At 60.9% G+C, this 17,254-nt stretch carries 7 protein-coding genes; 6 read left to right on the top strand and 1 reads right to left on the bottom strand.

Going from position 1 to position 17,254, the window contains the following annotated elements; all coding sequences use genetic code 11:
• Positions 1 to 4: 4 nt before the first annotated feature.
• Complete coding sequence (locus OUZ45_RS17045; protein WP_266171362.1) at positions 5 to 697, bottom strand: response regulator transcription factor; 693 nt, start codon at positions 695 to 697, stop codon at positions 5 to 7.
• 160 nt (positions 698 to 857) lie between these two features.
• On the opposite strand from OUZ45_RS17045, the gene OUZ45_RS17040 reads away from it, so the two are divergent.
• The 6 genes from OUZ45_RS17040 (at position 858) to OUZ45_RS17015 (ending at position 17,239) form a co-directional block, all read left to right on the top strand.
• Positions 858 to 8,180 (top strand): YDG domain-containing protein, encoded by a 7,323-nt coding sequence (locus tag OUZ45_RS17040; protein WP_266171361.1) that lies wholly within the window; start codon positions 858 to 860, stop codon positions 8,178 to 8,180.
• Positions 8,181 to 8,574: 394 nt separating this feature from the next.
• Positions 8,575 to 10,194 carry a ShlB/FhaC/HecB family hemolysin secretion/activation protein gene (locus OUZ45_RS17035; RefSeq protein ID WP_266171360.1) on the top strand — a complete coding sequence of 540 codons (1,620 nt, stop codon included), beginning with the start codon at positions 8,575 to 8,577 and terminating at the stop codon, positions 10,192 to 10,194.
• A 444-nt stretch (positions 10,195 to 10,638) separates the two neighbouring features.
• Positions 10,639 to 13,683 (top strand): LodA/GoxA family CTQ-dependent oxidase, encoded by a 3,045-nt coding sequence (locus tag OUZ45_RS17030; RefSeq protein ID WP_266171359.1) that lies wholly within the window; start codon positions 10,639 to 10,641, stop codon positions 13,681 to 13,683.
• 4 nt (positions 13,684 to 13,687) lie between these two features.
• A complete protein-coding gene (locus OUZ45_RS17025) occupies positions 13,688 to 14,866 on the top strand; it encodes a tryptophan 7-halogenase (protein WP_266171358.1) in 1,179 nt (392 codons plus the stop codon).
• A gap of 259 nt (positions 14,867 to 15,125) precedes the next feature.
• Entirely contained in the window at positions 15,126 to 16,112 is a 987-nt protein-coding gene (locus tag OUZ45_RS17020; protein WP_266171357.1) for a phytanoyl-CoA dioxygenase family protein, read from the top strand.
• 80 nt (positions 16,113 to 16,192) lie between these two features.
• On the top strand, positions 16,193 to 17,239 hold the full coding sequence (locus OUZ45_RS17015) for a T6SS immunity protein Tli4 family protein (protein WP_266171355.1): 1,047 nt from the start codon (positions 16,193 to 16,195) through the stop codon (positions 17,237 to 17,239).
• The last annotated feature ends 15 nt before the right edge of the window (positions 17,240 to 17,254 follow it).

Here is a 17,254-nt window from a genome sequence, read left to right as displayed (position 1 = left end):
CTCGCTAATTGGTCAACAGCCCCAGGTTCCTCGCTTCATAGATGGCTTCCGCCTTGGAGGTGACCTTGAGCTTGGTATAGATGCGTCGTACGAAGCTGCGCACCGTGAAGGGCGACAGCTCCATCAGCTTGGCGATTTCGTTGGTCATGAAACCCTTGGTGATGAGTTCCAGTACTTCTTTCTCGCGGGCGGACAGCGGCGGCGCTTCGTTTGATGCCATCGGCTGGCTCGCGGCGCTTACTTTGGTTTGCCGAAAACGAGCCAGCACCTGTCGCGCAATGATCGGACTGATGGGGCTGCCGCCACTGGCCAGGCTGCGAATCTCGTCCACGATCCTGGCGGGGGAACTGTCTTTCAGCAGATAACCCGATGCACCGGCCTCGATCGAGCGGATCACGTGGGTTTCATCGCCGAAGTTGGTACTGACCATCACGCTGCAGCGGGTCCATCGCTGCACGGCGGCATGGATGACGTCGATGCCGGAGCCGTCTGGCAAGCCCAGGTCCACCAGCAGCACATCGGCTGCAGGCCCTTCCAGCATGGCCAAACCTTCGGCGCGCGTGCCGGCTGCCCCGGCCAACTTCAGATCTTGCGTCCCCTCGATCGCCCCAGCCAGCGCCTGCCTGAAAACAGGGTCGTCTTCCACGATAGCCACGTGAATGAGCGCGGGTGTTTGGCCGCTGGCCGGTGATGGCATGAAGGTTCCTGGCGGTTTAAAGAGCACGTTCAAGAGCACGTCGTTTTGCAACCCCTGCGAAGCACGGGGTGTAGCCCATTTGACTACGGACGACAACGCCATAAGCGTCATACAATAATAGGTTGTGGTTGCGGGCTTCCACTTCGCACAGGGGCAAATCGTGAATCGTATCTACCGGCTGGTTTGGAACGCCGCTCTACAACTGTGGGTGGCTGTTACGGAAAACGCCAAGGCACGCGGGAAGAGCGGCGGTGCGCGAACCGGGGGCCGCGGCGCTGTGGCCGTGGTGGCGTTGGTATGGCTGGTGGTTACCGATGCCCAAGCGGCCGATGCCTCCCATGCCACCGTCACCGCGGGTACGGCAAGCGTCAGCACCAGTGGCACGACCACGACCATCGACCAGCGCAGCCAGCGGGCGGTCATCGATTGGACAACGCTGTCCACCAGCCGCAACGAAGCGCTGGTCTTCAACCAGCCCAACGCCCAGGCCATTGTGCTGAACCGCATCGTCGGCAGCAGTCCCACCGTGCTGCAGGGCAGCCTTAGCGCCAACGGCCAGGTCTTCATCCTCAACCCGAACGGCGTGCTGTTCGGCGCCGGCAGCCAAACGAATGTGGGTGGTCTGGTGGCCTCCACGCTCGGCCTGAGCAACGCCGACTTCATGGCGGGTGGAACGACCTTCACCAAGGCTGCAGATGGCAGCGGCGCCGTGGTGAACCAGGGCAGCTTGCGTGCGGCACCGGGTGGTTACATCGCACTGCTGGCGCCACAGGTACGCAACGAAGGCGTCATCAGTGCCCGCCTGGGCACGGCCGCGCTGGCCGCAGGCAACAAGGTCACGCTCGACCTGGATGGCAACAGCTTGCTCGGTTACACCATCGACCAAGGCGCGGTAGCCGCACTGGTCGAGAATGGCCAGCTGATCCAGGCCGATGGCGGCCGCGTACTGCTCTCGGCGCGTGCTGCCGATGCGCTGGCCAGCGCGGCCGTGAACAACACCGGCATGATCGAAGCGCGCACGGTTGCAAACAAGGCTGGCCGCATCCTGCTGCTGGGCGACATGGACAACGGCACCGTCCGAGTGGGCGGCACCCTGGATGCCTCGGCCAGCGGCAGCAACAACGGCGGCACGATCGAAACCAGCGGCGCGCACGTGCAGGTAGCCAATGGCGCGACGGTCAGCACGCGCTCGGACAGCGGCAAGACCGGCACCTGGCTGATCGACCCGACCGATTTCACTATCAGCAGCGGCAGCGCGGCAGCGACCAACAGCGGCATCGGCGCGACCACGCTGGCGAACAACCTGGCCACCACCAATGTCGCGCTGGCCACCGACACGAGTGCTGGCAGCGACAGCGGCGACATTAACGTCAACGCAGCGGTGAGCTGGAGCGCCAACACCACGCTGACGCTCAACGCGTACCACAACATCAACGTCAACGCCGCCATCACCGCGAGCGGTGCATCGGCCGGCCTGGTGCTGAACTACGGCAACTATGCATCGGCCGGCAGCGCGAGCGCCGGCACCGATTACAACGTGAAGGCGCCGATCAGCTTGAGCGGCGCCAGTGCGAGCCTGTCGATCGACGGCACGAGTTACACGCTGGTACACACCATCAGCGATCTGGCCGCGATCAACAACAACCTCTCCGGTCGCTACGCGCTGGCGCAGGATCAGGATTACAACGGCACTACCTTCACCCAATCCCTGATCGGCGGCTCCGGCGGCTTCAGCGGTACGTTCGCCGGACTGGGGCACCAGTTCAGCAACCTTTCGATCGGCACCGTGAACGGAGGCAACAACGCGGGCTTGTTCGCATGGACCAACACCGGCAGCGTCGTTCGCGATATCGGCATAGTCAATGGCGATATCGAAGGCGGCAGCAATCTCACGGGCCTGCTGGTGGGTTTCAACAGCGGCAGCATCAGCAACAGCTACGCCACCGGCAAGGTGCGCGGCGAGGGCTACGTCGGCGGGCTGGTGGGCAGAAATGCCAGCAACATCAGCAACAGCTACGCGGCGGTTGCGGTACATGGCTATCCCAGTGACGGTGGCGGCCTGGTGGGCGAAAACGGGGGCACCATCAGCGACAGTTATGCCACCGGTTCGGTCGACATCTATCAGTCCAGCGGCGGCTTGGTCGGGGAAAACAACGGCACCATCACCCGCGGCTATGCCACCGGTAAGGTAACGGGCCAAACGAACGTCGGCGGGTTGGTGGGTTATTCACCCAACTACGGCGTCGTGAACCAGAGCTGGGCCAGCGGTGCGGTATCGGGCCCCACCTTCGTCGGCGGGCTCGTAGGCTACATGTCCGTAAACTCCAAGCTCACCAATACCTACTGGGACAGCGACAGCACGGGGCAGGGGGGCACGATCGGTTACAACGACCACGGCACGGTGACCAACGTCAACGCCGTCGGCGCATCCAGCCGCTACAACCACGGCAGCTACGTCAACCTGGGCACTTGGACCGAAACCGCCATCGGCTCGGGCGTATGGGTCACCAGCGATCACACCTGGGCCATGGCCGAAGGTTCGAGCCGGCCTTTCCTTTACAGCGAATACAGCGCCTACATTCGCAACGTGCACCAGTTGCAGCTGATGGCGGTGAATCCGGCCGCCAACTACGCGCTCGGCAACGGCATCGACGCCAGCGAAACCAGTGGCAGCAACGCCAGCGGCATGTGGAGCACATCGGGCTTCATGCCGGTAGGTCACAGCGCGTATGCGTTCACTGGCAGCCTGGAAGGCAATAGCCAGCTGATCAGCGGACTCAGCATCAACGAACCTTCCAGCGTTGCCGGCCAGCCTGCCATCGACTATGCGGGGTTGTTCGGCTACATCGGTGCCGGCGGCGCGGCCAGTGATGTCGGCATGGTCAATGCCAGCGTTTCCGGCGTGGATCATGTGGCCGCACTGGCGGGTTACAACGCCGGCAGCATCACTAATAGTTACGTCACCGGAACGGTGATTTCCAACCGTGGCATGGGAGGCAGCTATGTCGGCGGCCTGGTGGGCGAAAACATCGGCAGCGTCAGCAACACCTATTCGCTGGCAGCGGTAACGACTACCGCGGGCTATGTCGGCGGGCTGGTCGGCGCGAACCGCGGCAGCGTCAGCAACAGTTATGCCAATGGCACGGTGACGGGAGGCAGCAACGTTGAAGGACTGGTGGGCATTGGTGGCCCCGGCAGTGTCGTCAGCAACAGCTTCTGGAATAAGGACACTTCGGGCTTGGCCTTCGGCTCGTACGGCACCGGCCTCACCACTGCGCAGATGCCGCAAGCATCCATTTACGTCAGCGCCGGCTGGGATGTATCGACGACGGACGGTTCCAGCAGCGTGTGGCGCATCTACGACGGTAACACCGCACCGCTGCTGCGCAGCTTTCTTACGCCAGTCAGCGTAACCGCCACCGGCGTCTCCGCGGGCAAGACCTATGACGGCACGGTCGCCAGCGGCAGCACCAGCTATACGGTATCGAACAGCAGCGCCACGCTGCTAGGCAGCGGCCTTACGTACACCACCAGCTCAGCCAAGGCCGGCAGCTACGACAGCAATGCGGGTACCTTGATTTTCTCGGGCCTCTATTCCAATCAGCAGGGCTACGACATCGGCTATGCCGATGCGAGCCTCCCCATCGCCAAGGCGACGCTTGGCGTGAGCGCCAGCGCCGCCAGCAAAACCTACGATGGCACCACTGCCGCCACCGTCACCGGCACGCTGAGCGGTGTGATCGCCGGAGACGCGGTCACGCTTGCCGGGTCGGGAAGTTTCAGCGACAAGAACGTGAGTGCCGGCAAGACGGTGAGCGAAACCTTCGGGTTGAGCGGCAGCGATGCAGGTAACTACGTGTTGGCCAGCAATACCGGCACCACCACCGCCAACATCAACCCGCTGAACTTGATCGCCACGGGCGGTACGGTCGCCAACAAAATCTATGACGGCACGAAGAATGAGGCCATCAGCGGCGGAAGCCTGAGCGGTGTATTGGCCGGCGACAGCGTCAGCTTGATCGCGAGCGCATCGTTTTCCAACAAGAACGTCGGAAGCAGCAAGTCCATCCTGGAGGTCTACAGCCTAGGTGGCAGCGATGTCGGCAACTACGTCTTGACGGGTGTGCAGTCAGGCGGGTCGCTTTGGAGTGGGTTCGGCGGCGTGGTCGGTGTTACCGCCCAGGCCGACATCACGCGCGTGATGCTCACCGTCAGCGGCACCAGTGCAGCCAGCAAAACCTACGATGGAACGACCGCCGCAACCATCAGCGGCGGCGTGTTGAGCGGCGTGATCGCCGGCGATGCCGTGACGCTGAGTCAAAACGGTACGTTCGATACCAAGAATGTTGGCACCGGCAAGACCGTCACCGAAAGCTTCGGCTTGAACGGCAGCGATGCTGGCAACTACATACTGACAAGCACCACCGCTACGACCACCGCCAATATTGCCGCGGCCACCTTGGCCGTCAGCGGTGCCAGTGCGGCTAACAAGGTTTACGACGGCACGACGAACGCGGCTATTGGCGGCGGTATGCTGAGCGGTTTGATCGGTGGCGACAATGTTTCGCTGAGTGAGGCCGGTGCGTTCGACACCAGGAACGTTGGCATCGGCAAGACCGTGACCGAAACCTTCGGCTTGAGCGGCAGCGATGCCGGTAATTACATACTGGCAAGCAACACCGCCACGACCACCGCCAACATCGCGGCGGCTGCCTTGACCGTCAGCGGCGCCACGGCCGCCAACAAGATTTACGACGGCACGACGGCTGCGACCATTGGTGGCGGCGTACTGAGTGGCGTGATCGGCGGCGACAGCGTGTCGCTGAGCCAGGCTGGCACGTTCGACACCAAGAACGTTGGTACCGGCAAGACGGTGAACGAAACCTTCGGCTTGAGTGGCAGTGATGCCAGCAACTACGTACTGGCAAGCAACACCGCGGTCACCACGGCCAACGTGAGTGCCGCGACGTTGACTGCCAGCGGTGCCCATGCAGCCAACAAGATTTACGACGGCGCCACGAACGCGGCTGTCAGTGGCGGCGCGCTAAGTGGCGTGATCGGCGGCGACAGCGTGTCGCTGAGCCAGACCGGTGCGTTCGACACCAGGAACGTTGGCATCGGCAAGACCGTCACCGAAAGCTTTGGCTTGAACGGCAGCGATGCCGGTAATTACATACTGGCAAGCAATACCGCTACGACCACCGCCAACATCGCCGCGGCTGCCTTGACCGTCAGCGGCGCCACGGCCGCCAACAAGACTTATGACGGCACGACCGCCGCGACGATTGGTGGCGGCGTACTAAGCGGCGTGATCGGCGGCGACAGCGTGTCACTGAGCCAGACCGGTACGTTCGGCACCAGGAATGTCGGTGCCGGCAAGACCGTCACAGAAACCTTCGGCTTGAGCGGCAGCGATGCCGGCAATTACCTGTTGGCAAGCAACACCGCTACGACCACCGCCAACATCGCGGCGGCTGCCTTGACCGTCAGCGGCGCCACGGCCGCCAACAAGACTTACGACGGCACGACGGCCGCGACCATTGGTGGCGGCGTACTGAGCGGTGTGATCGGCGGCGACAGTGTGTCGCTGAGTCAGGCTGGCACGTTCGACACCAAGAATGTCGGTACGGGCAAGACGGTGAACGAAACCTTCGGCTTGGGTGGCAGCGACGCCAGCAACTACGTACTCGCAAGCAACACCGCGGTCACCACAGCCAACGTGAGAGCCGCGACGTTGACTGTCAGCGGCGCCAGTGCGGCCAACAAGGTTTACGACGGCACCGTGAATGCGACTGTCGGCGGTGGCGTGCTGAGTGGCGTGATCGGTGGCGACAACGTGTTGCTGGGTCAGACCGGTGCGTTCGATACCAGGAACGTTGGCGTCGGCAAGAACGTCACCGAAACCTTCGGCTTGAGCGGCAGCGATGCCGGTAATTACATACTGGCAAGCAACACCGCTACGACCACCGCCAACATCGCAGCGGCTACCTTGACCGTCAGTGGCGCCACGGCCACCAACAAGATTTACGACGCTACGACGACCGCAGCTATCAGCGGCGGTGTACTGAATGGTCTGATCAGTGGGGATAACGTGTCTCTGAGCCAGACCGGCCTCTTTGATACGAAGAACGTCGGCACCGGCAAGGCGGTCACCGAAACCTTTGGTTTGAACGGTAGCGATGCCGGCAACTATGTGCTGGCAAGCACCAGCGGAAGGACTACCGCCGACATCAATGCGGCAACGCTGACCGTCAGCGGCTTCTCCGCTGCCAACAAGATCTATGACAGCACGACAGCCGCCGTCGTCAGCGGGGGCGTCCTTGGGGGCGTGATCACGGGCGACCATGTGGTGCTGAACCAGACCGGCATGTTTGGTGACAAGAACGCGGGTAAGGGCAAGACCGTCCTCATCACCAATCATTTGAGCGGTACGGATGCTGGCAATTACGTGCTGGCCGCCAGCACGGCGACTGCCGACATCACCGCGGCCACCTTGACCGCCAGCGGTGCGAGTGCAGCCAGCAAGATTTACGACGGCACGACAGCCGCGGCCATCAGTGGCGGCCTACTGAGCGGCGTGATCGGCGGCGATAGCGTGTCACTGAGCCAAGCCGGCACGTTCGATACCAAAAACGCGGGCACCGGCAAAACCGTCACCGAAACCTTCGGCTTGAGCGGTAGCGACGCCGGCAACTACAGACTGCTCAGCCATACAGCCGTAGCCACGGCTGACGTCAACGCGCGAATAGTGAGCGGCAGCATGACCGCCGACAGCAAGACCTACGATGGAAGCACGCTTGCCATCACCCATGGTGTGCTTGCGGGCACCGTCGCGGGCGATGCAGTGAATTTGGTAAGCAGCGGTGTGTTCAACGACAAAACCGTCGCAACGGGCAAAACCGTGAGCGTCAAGGCTTATCTGAGCGGTGCAGATGCCGGCAACTACGTGTTGAGCAGCAATGGGGTCACCACGGCGGATATCAGCGCGGCACCGTTGATGGTCAGCGGTGCCAAGGCCGCCGACAAAGTCTATGACGGTACGGCCGCGGCAACGATCAGTGGTGGCGTCCTGAGTGGGGTGGTTGCCGGCGACAGCGTGTCGTTGAGTGAGAGCGGCACGTTCGATAGTGCGAGTCTGGGTAGCGGCAAGAAAGTGAGCGAAACCTTTGCCTTGAACGGCAAGGATGCCGGCAACTACGTGCTCACCGATAAGACGGCTACCAGCACTGCCACCATCTTTACGTCCATCGGCGCGGATAACGGCGTTGCCAATGTCGCGGTAGCGTCTGGTTACGGCAGTGCATTGCACGCGGTCGCCAGCACATCTTCGTCCGCAGGCGGCAATATCACGACCCCGGTCGATGTTGCGGATCGGGTGCCCCGCGCAACCCATGACGCTCCGCCGATGGATGGCTCGCCGATCAGCGTGCTGAACTGCGGGGTCAGGATGCCGAGGTCCGCCATTTCCACGGGCTGCGAATAAGCACATCAGGGGCATTGGGTCTGAGGTATCCCCACGCTTTGAGCCGTCATTCCGGCGAAGGCCGGTACGCGGGGAGAGCACATGGATGTGCTCGGGTTTGAGGAGCGAGGAATCCAGTAGAAGTGCCGTGCGAAGCACACCAAAACTGTTTTGAGTGCTTCGCACGGCACTTCTACTGGATTCCGGCCTTCGCCGGAATGACGAGCAAAAACATGCCTCGTGCCGCATGGGCTCTATCTGTGATTTACATGATTTGACATACAAAACAAGACGTGTGGATACCCCAGGCATTGGGTGCCCTTTTTCTCTTCTCTCTTTCTCTGTGATCAGCATGCTTGTAAAACGCACGCCCGTTTTCTGCGCCCTTGGATTGGCTCTGTATGGCGCCGGCACGATGGCTTCGGCTCAAACCGTCATCCCGAACGCGGGGCAGGTATTGCGCGACATACCGCAGGCGCCGTTGGTGCCGACGCCGCAAACAGACCCTTCGCAGCAGGTGGATGCTGCCATTGATTCCCGATCGAGCAAGACGGCCAGGTTTGCAGTCAAGGCCATCGTGCTCAGTGGCAACAAGGAAGTGCCAACGGCCCCATTGCAGACCTTGGTGGAGGGCGCCAAGGGGCCGGCGGTGTCCCTGGAACAACTCGATGCAGCCGCTCGCCGTATCACGGCCTACTATCGCCGCAAGGGTTACGCCGTGGCTCGTGCCTATCTGCCGGAGCAAGACATCACAGCCGGCACGGTGACCATCGCTATCGTGGAAGGGCACATTGCCGGCCATGTGCTGAACAATCGATCGTCCCTGTCGAACGAGCGCGTCAGCAAATACCTAGGTGACATCCAGGACGGCGATGTGGTCCGTTCAACGCGAATCGAACGCGGCTTGCTGCTGCTGCAGGACACACCCGGCATCAGTGCATCGCATGCCACGTTGCAGCCCGGTGCCAGCCCCGGCACATCGGAACTGCTGATCGACGTTCTTCCCGCGGCGGCCATCGGCGGTGACGTATCGCTGGATAACTACGGTGGCCGCTATGTCGGCGAATACCGCTTGAGCAGCGATGTATCTCTGGCCAATCCACTGAAGATCGGCGATCAGTTGAGTGCAACGGGTCTTACCAGCGGCAAAAACTTGCAATACGGTCGGCTCGCTTACCAGGTGCCGGTGGGGGCGGATGGCTTGCGTGTTGGCGTGGCCTACTTTGATCTCCACTACAAACTGGGGAAGGAGTTCGCCGCACTGGACGCGCACGGTACGGCCCGCAGCGCCACGCTCTATGCGGGCTATCCACTCATACGGAGCGCGGCCGGCAATCTCAGCGCGACCACTTCACTCGAAGACAAACATCTGGACGACGATGTAGGCGCCACATCGACCGCATCACGCAAGAACATTCAAGTCGTCGGCTTCGCCTTGTCCGGTCTGTGGCAAGACGGATTCAGCGGGGGCGGGGTCAACCGTTTCAATCTGGCATGGACGTTGGGGCACCTGGGCATCCAGCCTGCTTCTACGCGAGCGATTGATGCGGCATCGGCGCAGACCCAGGGCGAATACAGCAAGCTGTCCTATGCATTGAGCCGACAACAGCGCCTAGCCAGCGAGACATGGCTGCTGGCTTCCTTGACTGGGCAACTGTCCAGCAAGAATCTCGACTCGTCCGAGAAGTTCAGTCTGGGCGGCCCCACCGGTGTTCGCGCCTATCCCACCGACGAAGCCACCGGCGACAGCGGCTACACCGCGACACTGGAATTGAGGCAACTCCTGCGGCCAGGCATACAGGGAGCCTTGTTCTACGACATGGGCTCGATCGAGACCAACAAGCACCCGTTTGACGCAAAGGCATCCAATCGCCGAACGCTTTCGGGGGCAGGGCTTGGTGTGAACATCACCATGGGCAAGCTGGAGGTGCGTACCAGTTTGGCATGGCGCGTCAGTGGCGGGGCGCCTAAGTCGATTCCTGCGTCAGCGGCCAAAACTCCGGCGCTTGAGGTGCTGGCGTCGTTGGCACTGTAACGTTGCCCACGTCGTTTGCCAGTCTCATCAACTCCAATGCGATGGACGTTTTATCCAAAAAGATCCAACCACTTTCTGACTCCTGTGTAACGTAACCGCTACACATCGCGTGCACATCGGTGCTCGCGATAATCGGTGCTCGCGATAATCGGTGCTCGCAATAATTCGGGTCGCTCCAAAGTCATCGCCAAACCGGATCGTCCATTTACCAGCTTTCCCCAGTGCTTCAGAACGGGCCTGGTTCGCCTCTCATGAACCAGGCGGTACTTCCTATCGGATGCCGTAGCCAAAAGGAGTCAAAGCATGTCTGGTAAGAGCAAGTCTTCCTCTTCGAAAACCCCGATCACGCTGCCGCCGACGCTTCCGCCCGAGCCATGTTGTTGCGATGACGATCCGATCGAGGGTCTCAAGCAGTTATTCGTTGATTATTCCCAGGGTAGGGCCATGGCGGCCGGCCGTGATCCGGCCACTCGCCCGGTCTTTCTTCGCCTGCATGGCGTCGCGAATGGGCGTTTTATCGTTTCGGATAATTTGAATGAAGAATATAAGGTAGGCATCTTCGCCAAGCCGGGCGAATACGAGACTTGGGTGCGCTTCTCGTCCGATGTGCAACCCGGCGTCCCCGATCTGAAGGGCACCGTCGGCATCGGCATCAAGCTGTTCGGCGTGGAAGGCCCCAAGCTGCTGGAGCCCGATCAAGACGCGTCGACACACGATTTCATTTTTCAGAACCACGACGTGTTCTTTGTCGATACCGCCAAGGACATGTGCGAATTCACCTGTGCTGCATTGCACGGGAAGATCGAGGAATACTTGGAGGCGCATAAGATCACCGACGACATCCTCAACGAGATGGAAAAGGTGGTCGATTCCGTGTTGCAGACACCGTATTGGAGTGTTCTCCCGTCGCGCTTTGGTGAGGGGCGCTACGTCAAATACAAATTGGAGCCGGTGGAAGCGCCGCCCGCCGACGAGCCGCCGGACCACGACGATCCGTTCTATTTGCGTGCCGATCTGCATGCGCGCATGCGCAAGGGGTATGCGCGGTTTCGCTTCATGGTGCAATTCCAAACCAATGATCGAGACATGCCGCTCGACAAGGCCACCCAGCGCTGGGATGAGCGTCTTAGCGAACCTGTCGAATTGGGCATACTCGAATTGCCGCAACAGGATCTCGATACCCGCAATCAATCCGTGTATGGCGAGAACCTCGCTTTCAACACGTGGCATGCCTTGGAAGAACACCAGCCCGTCGGCAGCATCGCGGAGGCGCGCAAGGTGGTTTATCGCGCTTCTGCCAGCAATCGGCGCAACGTCAACGGCGTGCCGCTGGCCGAACCCGCAGAGCCGCGGCCGGCTCAATATGCGCCGGGCGTCGATTACCCGGCCGCGAAAGACGAGCGCATCGTACGGGCGGCGATTCATCCGGCGATTGGCATTGCCCGCGTGGGCGACAGCGAAACCGATTTTTACATCGGTCCGGAACTGATCGATCCGCCCGCCAAACCATCGGGCTTTTATCGCGATGACAGCGGTGCTCTCAAGCGCGAAGCGGCGCAGTTCCGGATCTACGGCTACAACGCCGCAGGCCAGGTCGTGCGCGAATTGACGGCGGATTGGGCCAAGATCACCTGGGGCGTGCACCTGGCGAACCACAAGGCCGCCTGGTACCAGTGGCAAATTGCCATGGATATCCCCGAGGCCGCCGATACGGTACTCCCGCGCCGCAACGCCAAGGTTGCTGATCGAGAAACGCTGGTGATCGACGCGGGCATGCAATACATCAGTGGGAAGAGCGCGCAACCGATCGTTTGTAGCGGCCACTTCACTGGCGTGCCGGTAAAGATCGGCGAATTGCAGACCGACGCTGCCGGCAGGCTGCAGGTGCTCGGCGGGCATGGGGAGTCGGCATCACCCAAGGGAACGCCGATCTTCGACAAGGACGATCCCGATTCCTTCATCAACGCCGACGGTTGGTACGACGACACCTGCGACGGCGTCGTCACCGCGAACGTAAACATCGAAGGGCGTGACATTCCGGTGGAAGCGGCCTGGGTCGTCACGGCGCCGCCGAACTATGGCCCGCAGGTAAAGTCGGTACGCACGATGTACGACTTGCTCTACGATCTTTACGTGCAGGCTGGCTGGCTGCAGCCACCGGGGGTCATCTCATTCACGCATGACGTTTATCCCATACTGTTCCGCCTGACCGATTTGCAATGGACCAATCAGGGTTTTGCCGAGAATTTCGGCCATGACACCATGTTTGATTTCGCGAATCCGGAGCTGATCGAAAAGCTTTCCACGCTACCTGTCGACCCCGGTTACGACCCGCACAAGGCGTTGCGCCGCCAGATATTTCTCAACTTCCGTCCGCCGTATCCCACCGACGGCAACCAGTTGCCTTGGCCATGGCTGTATGGCGATGCGATGCAGGTGCCCGCAGGCGAGAGCCCACGCCAGAATGCTTCGGTCAGCGCAACGCAATATGAAGTTCTCAGGCGCTGGGTGGATGGCGACTTCACGCCCGATTGGGATCCAAACCGGAAAAAGCCCAGCAGCTTGAGTGAAGTTCGATTGGCCGAGCAGCCGGCCACGCTCGATCGCGCTGCGCTGGATTTCATGCTGGCCGATGCTTTCCATCCGGGTTGCGAGCTGACGTGGCCGATGCGGCATCTTTCGCTCTACAGCAAGCCTTTCAGGATACGTGTCCGCCCCGCTGGAGAGCCTGAGCCCGACTATGGCAAAACGCTCGACCAGGCAACCATTCTGTCTGTGGATGGGCCACTGCATACGCAAGGTCCTGGCGACCTCACGCGCTGGATGGGTTTGCCATGGCAGGCCGATACCGCTTATTGCCGTTCGGGCTATGACCGGCAATACGACCCGTATATGCCAACGTTCTGGCCTGCGCGCGTACCGAATCATGTACTGAGCGAACGGGACTACGCCATCGTCGTCGATCGCGAACAGGACATGAAGGCGCGCAAGGAAGCATTCGGCCGTCGCACGAATTGGAACTTGCCGCTGGGCGCGGGTGCCCCGACTGCCGTGCAGATGGAGAAGATGGTGGAGATCTTCGGCTCCATGGGGCTGCTGGAGTCGCGTCACAACCCCGACATGGAGCCGCTGTTTCCCAACACGATGCTTGTCGCAAGTTACGGCCCCGATGTGCCGCCCAGTGCAACCGTCAGCACACGCGGGGCGAAACGCGTGCCTGGGGCAGCCGGAGTTCATTCCGAAGAAATGGCGCTGGAAGCGGCCAATTTTGCGTCCCACGAGGAAGCGCTGGCCGCACCGTTGCCGGTAAGGCGCGGCAAGCTTGGGGTAAGTACGGCCAAGCCAGACACACCGCAGGCGGCGATGGCCAGTAAGGGGGCACAGGTCAATCCCAAGCAGCGAGCGTGGTCGGGGGCGGCCAATTTTGCTTCCGATGAAGAGGCGCAAGCGGCGCCGTTGCCGGTAAGGCCGGGTAAGCCGCGCAAGTAAGTCGATGTCGTCAGCGCGATACGACGTTGCAATAGCCGGCGGCGGCCCAGCAGGGGCCGCCGCCGCCATCGTGCTCGCGCGCAGCGGTTTGCGCGTACTGGTCGCCGATGCACGGCGCGAACACGAGAAATCTCCGGCGCACGGATTCCAGGTCGGTGAAGGTCTGCCGCCGTCGGCGCGGCATCTGTTGCGGGAACTGGGTGTGCATGACCAGGTATTGCGGGAGGGTCATCGCCAGAGCCACGGTACCGTCGCGTTCTGGGGCAAGCCTGCGGCGCATGTGAACGATTTCGTCTTTCAACTGCATGGCTCGGGCCTGCAGCTCGACCGGGCTCGTTTCGACGCCGGCTTGCGTGATGCAGCGGGAAGGGCGGGGGCCACGCTGATCGAATCGGCCGCATTGCGTGTCGATCACGCGGCGGCACGGCGCCATGCCCACGACTCGCATGGGCTGCAACTGTGCACGGCCGATGGCGATGTTCGCCCTATCGAAACGAGCTGGGTATTGGATGCGAGCGGACGCAGCGCATCCCTCGCGCGGGCGTTCGGCGCTTCACCCATCCACTACGACAGGCTGCTTGCCCTGTATCTTCGGCTGCGCAGCGATACGTCATCCGATCGAGATGGCCGCACCTGGGTCGAAGCCGTCGAGGACGGCTGGTGGTATAGCGTGCTGCTGCCTTCGGGCGAGCGATTGATCAGTTTCCTTTTCGACGCCGATAGCGGATTGCGTCGCTCATTGCTAAGCGGGGAAGCGCTTTGGAGCAAACTCAGGCAGGCGCCTCATCTGCATGCCTTGTGCGAGGAGCATGCATACCTGCCGACCGGAAGAGTCAAAGGCGCCGAAGCATGCAGCAGTGCGCTCGACACCATCGTCGGCCCGCGCTGGCTCGCCGTTGGCGACGCCGCGATCGCTTTCGATCCGCTGTCGTCCAAGGGCATTTCCAACGCGCTCTACACCGGCATGCGGGCGGCTGACGCCATCATGGCGGCGAACAGCGGCGACAGCGGCGCGGTGGAGAGCTATGCCGAACATCTGTACCGCATCCATCGCACGTATCGTCATCATCTTTTGCAGTTCTACGCGATGGAGACGCGGTGGCCCGAGGCGGCATTCTGGCGGCGTCGGCAAGCTTTTCCTGAGGCCGTTGGGCAAGGTTTCGAGCGAGATATTTCCGGCTGAGCCAAGGGCTTGGGCCTGCTTCATGGCCATGATCGTGCCACGCTCTTCGGCGCTCAGGTGCTCATAGCGCTGTCCCATCGGCTGCTCCGTTCAAGTGATGCACTTGAGTTTAGAAACCGCCGTGGCTTTTGGCCTGGGGCCACCCCTGAAAGTGGCTGCTGGCGCTGACCTTCCCCGCAGACACGAAACGCCTCATCATTCCGTACAGCGTCGCCGAGACGCCCGGGGCTGGAAATTATTCGAGGTAGTGAGGAGCGCAATGGTCGAGGCGGTCACGAGTCTTGGTATCGATGAGTTGCACACCTACTGGGCTTGCGCGTGCGCGCCAGGATCTACTGCGCGGCTGCCGCAGGATGTCGTGAAGACCTTGCTGGCTGGCTTGCGTCTTAACGTGCTGGAAACCCTGCGCTATTTGCATCAGGAGCAGCCGAGTTATGCGCAATTCGAAGCCTGGGTATGGGAGCGCAATGGCGGCGAATTGAACGAAGCCTCGCTGAATCGCTTGCGGCGTGCGCTGGCAGGCGAGAGCGTCGGCGCCGAAGTCGGCCATCTCGACCGCGTCGAAGGCCTGAGCGCGGACGACCTTGCACACTGGCACGAGCATGGCTACGTCATCCTGCGCAACGCGATCAGCCCGGAAGCGGCGGAAATCGCGGAGATGGCCGTCTACGATTATTTAGGGATGGACCGCGACGACCCGGAGTCCTGGTATCGCGAATCGCTGGGCCATTCCATCTGGGTGCCGCTACTGCGGCATCCGGCGCTGGTGGCCAATCGTCGCGCGCCACGTATTCATAAGGCCCATGCCCAACTGTGGGGGCGCGAGGATCTTTGGGTAACCATCGACCAAGGCGGATTCAATCCGCCGGAGCGCGACAACTGGCGGTTTCCCGGACCGCATTTGCACTGGGATGCCACGCTCGCCGAACCGCACTGCTTTGAATTGCAGGGCATCCTGTATCTCGCCGATGTTGATGAAGACCAGGGGGCATTCAGCTGCGTACCGGGCTTTCATCGCACGCTGAAGCAGTGGCTGAAAAGCATTCCCGAAGGCGTGAATGCGCGTGATCATGCGCAGCGCACCTTGACGATGAAGCCGATTGCCGCAAAGCGCGGCGACATGATCATCTGGCATCACCTGCTGCCGCACGGCAGCAGTCCCAATCGTTCACGGCGACCACGCGTCGTGCAATACATGTCGCTGCGACCCACGCGCTTTGCCTACACCGAGGAATGGAAGTCGTGATGGCAGTGGCTTGCTGATCACAGTCGCACCGAATGGATGCCGCACCTGCCAAAGATTTACCACAGAACAAAAGGGGAAACATGTCCAGCTCCCGTCCCGGCTCCTGCCAGCGACTCGCCAGAATCGGATTCGCAATCCTCGCCGGCTTCGGCCTCCTGGCCGCTTACGCCAAGGAACCCATGATGAGTGAGACAAAAACCTACTGTGTAGGCCGCTTCTTGGTTGACGTGCCGAAAGACGCTGAAATCAATGGTCAAAATAACGAATTTATATATGGACGAATTGAGTCAGAAAAGACTCAGATCGATCCGAAAGCCTTTGCGGATCAAATGGAAAAGCGTGAGGCCACGCTCAAAGCTATCAATCCAGACAAAGGCAGGTCGTTGGAAGAGGCCTACTCTGTCGGGCCGACAGGCAGGGTCATGGTGACCTTTGAAAATGTCTATGGCGACAAAGATTATGGCTTTGAAGCATATAAATTGGACCATGATCGCTTGTTTTCTCTGAAGCAGAAAAATTTTGACGAAGCTGTGTTTCTTAACGAAGTCTCTGGTCGACTCAAGAATGATTTGCTTCCTTGGTTGCGGAATCGCCATCCTGGAGAAATCCCATCAGAGCCTGGGTTTTGTATAAAAGATGGGTTCATTTCCGATAATGCATCACAGGATCAATATGAGAATGCGAGCATGAGCTTTCTTTTCCCGCGCTGGCCCGATCTCGTCATTACGGTAAGCACCTCTACCGTAAATAAAGATGGTGAGAAAACACTATTGCAGAGAATCGGCGGTCATTCACTACTCTCATGGCAGCTGAAAACGCTGCGACGAGGTAAGCATGATGTTGGTGACCGTAAGGGCGAAGAAATTCTGGAGCTATTGCCGGCAGATGAAGGTATCAGGCAACATTCGTTTCGATGGGAGGCAAGTGGGACAAAAGGCAAAGTCTTGTTGCCCGATCTTGTACTCGAATACGAAAGTGGCACTCCGCTGAACGGGCATCCTCGGCGCCCTACCTTGAGCGATGACGAAGCTACCAAATTATTCGACAGCATCGTCAATTCAATACGGCTGCGTCCCACTGGCCCTGCCAAAGTCAGTAGTGCGGAGCCGACACCATCGTCCCTGTAAGCGCCATTGGGTGAG

Origin of the sequence: Dyella subtropica (assembly GCF_026283965.1) — a bacterium.
In the GTDB taxonomy this organism is placed as follows: Bacteria; Pseudomonadota; Gammaproteobacteria; order Xanthomonadales; family Rhodanobacteraceae; genus Dyella_D; species Dyella_D subtropica.
The sequence above is the reverse complement of the archived record's forward strand: the minus strand, read 5'-3'. Positions and strand labels throughout refer to the sequence as shown.

Bases quoted from the DNA above. Each gene is read 5' to 3' on its own strand.
- OUZ45_RS17025 (WP_266171358.1), top strand. From the start codon at position 13,688: ATGTCGTCAGCGCGATACGACGTTGCAATAGCCGGCGGCGGCCCAGCA.
- OUZ45_RS17035 (WP_266171360.1), top strand. From the start codon at position 8,575: ATGGCTTCGGCTCAAACCGTCATCCCGAACGCGGGGCAGGTATTGCGC.
- OUZ45_RS17015 (WP_266171355.1), top strand. From the start codon at position 16,193: ATGTCCAGCTCCCGTCCCGGCTCCTGCCAGCGACTCGCCAGAATCGGA.
- OUZ45_RS17020 (WP_266171357.1), top strand. From the start codon at position 15,126: ATGGTCGAGGCGGTCACGAGTCTTGGTATCGATGAGTTGCACACCTAC.
- OUZ45_RS17045 (WP_266171362.1), bottom strand. From the start codon at position 697: ATGCCATCACCGGCCAGCGGCCAAACACCCGCGCTCATTCACGTGGCT.
- OUZ45_RS17030 (WP_266171359.1), top strand. From the start codon at position 10,639: ATGGCGGCCGGCCGTGATCCGGCCACTCGCCCGGTCTTTCTTCGCCTG.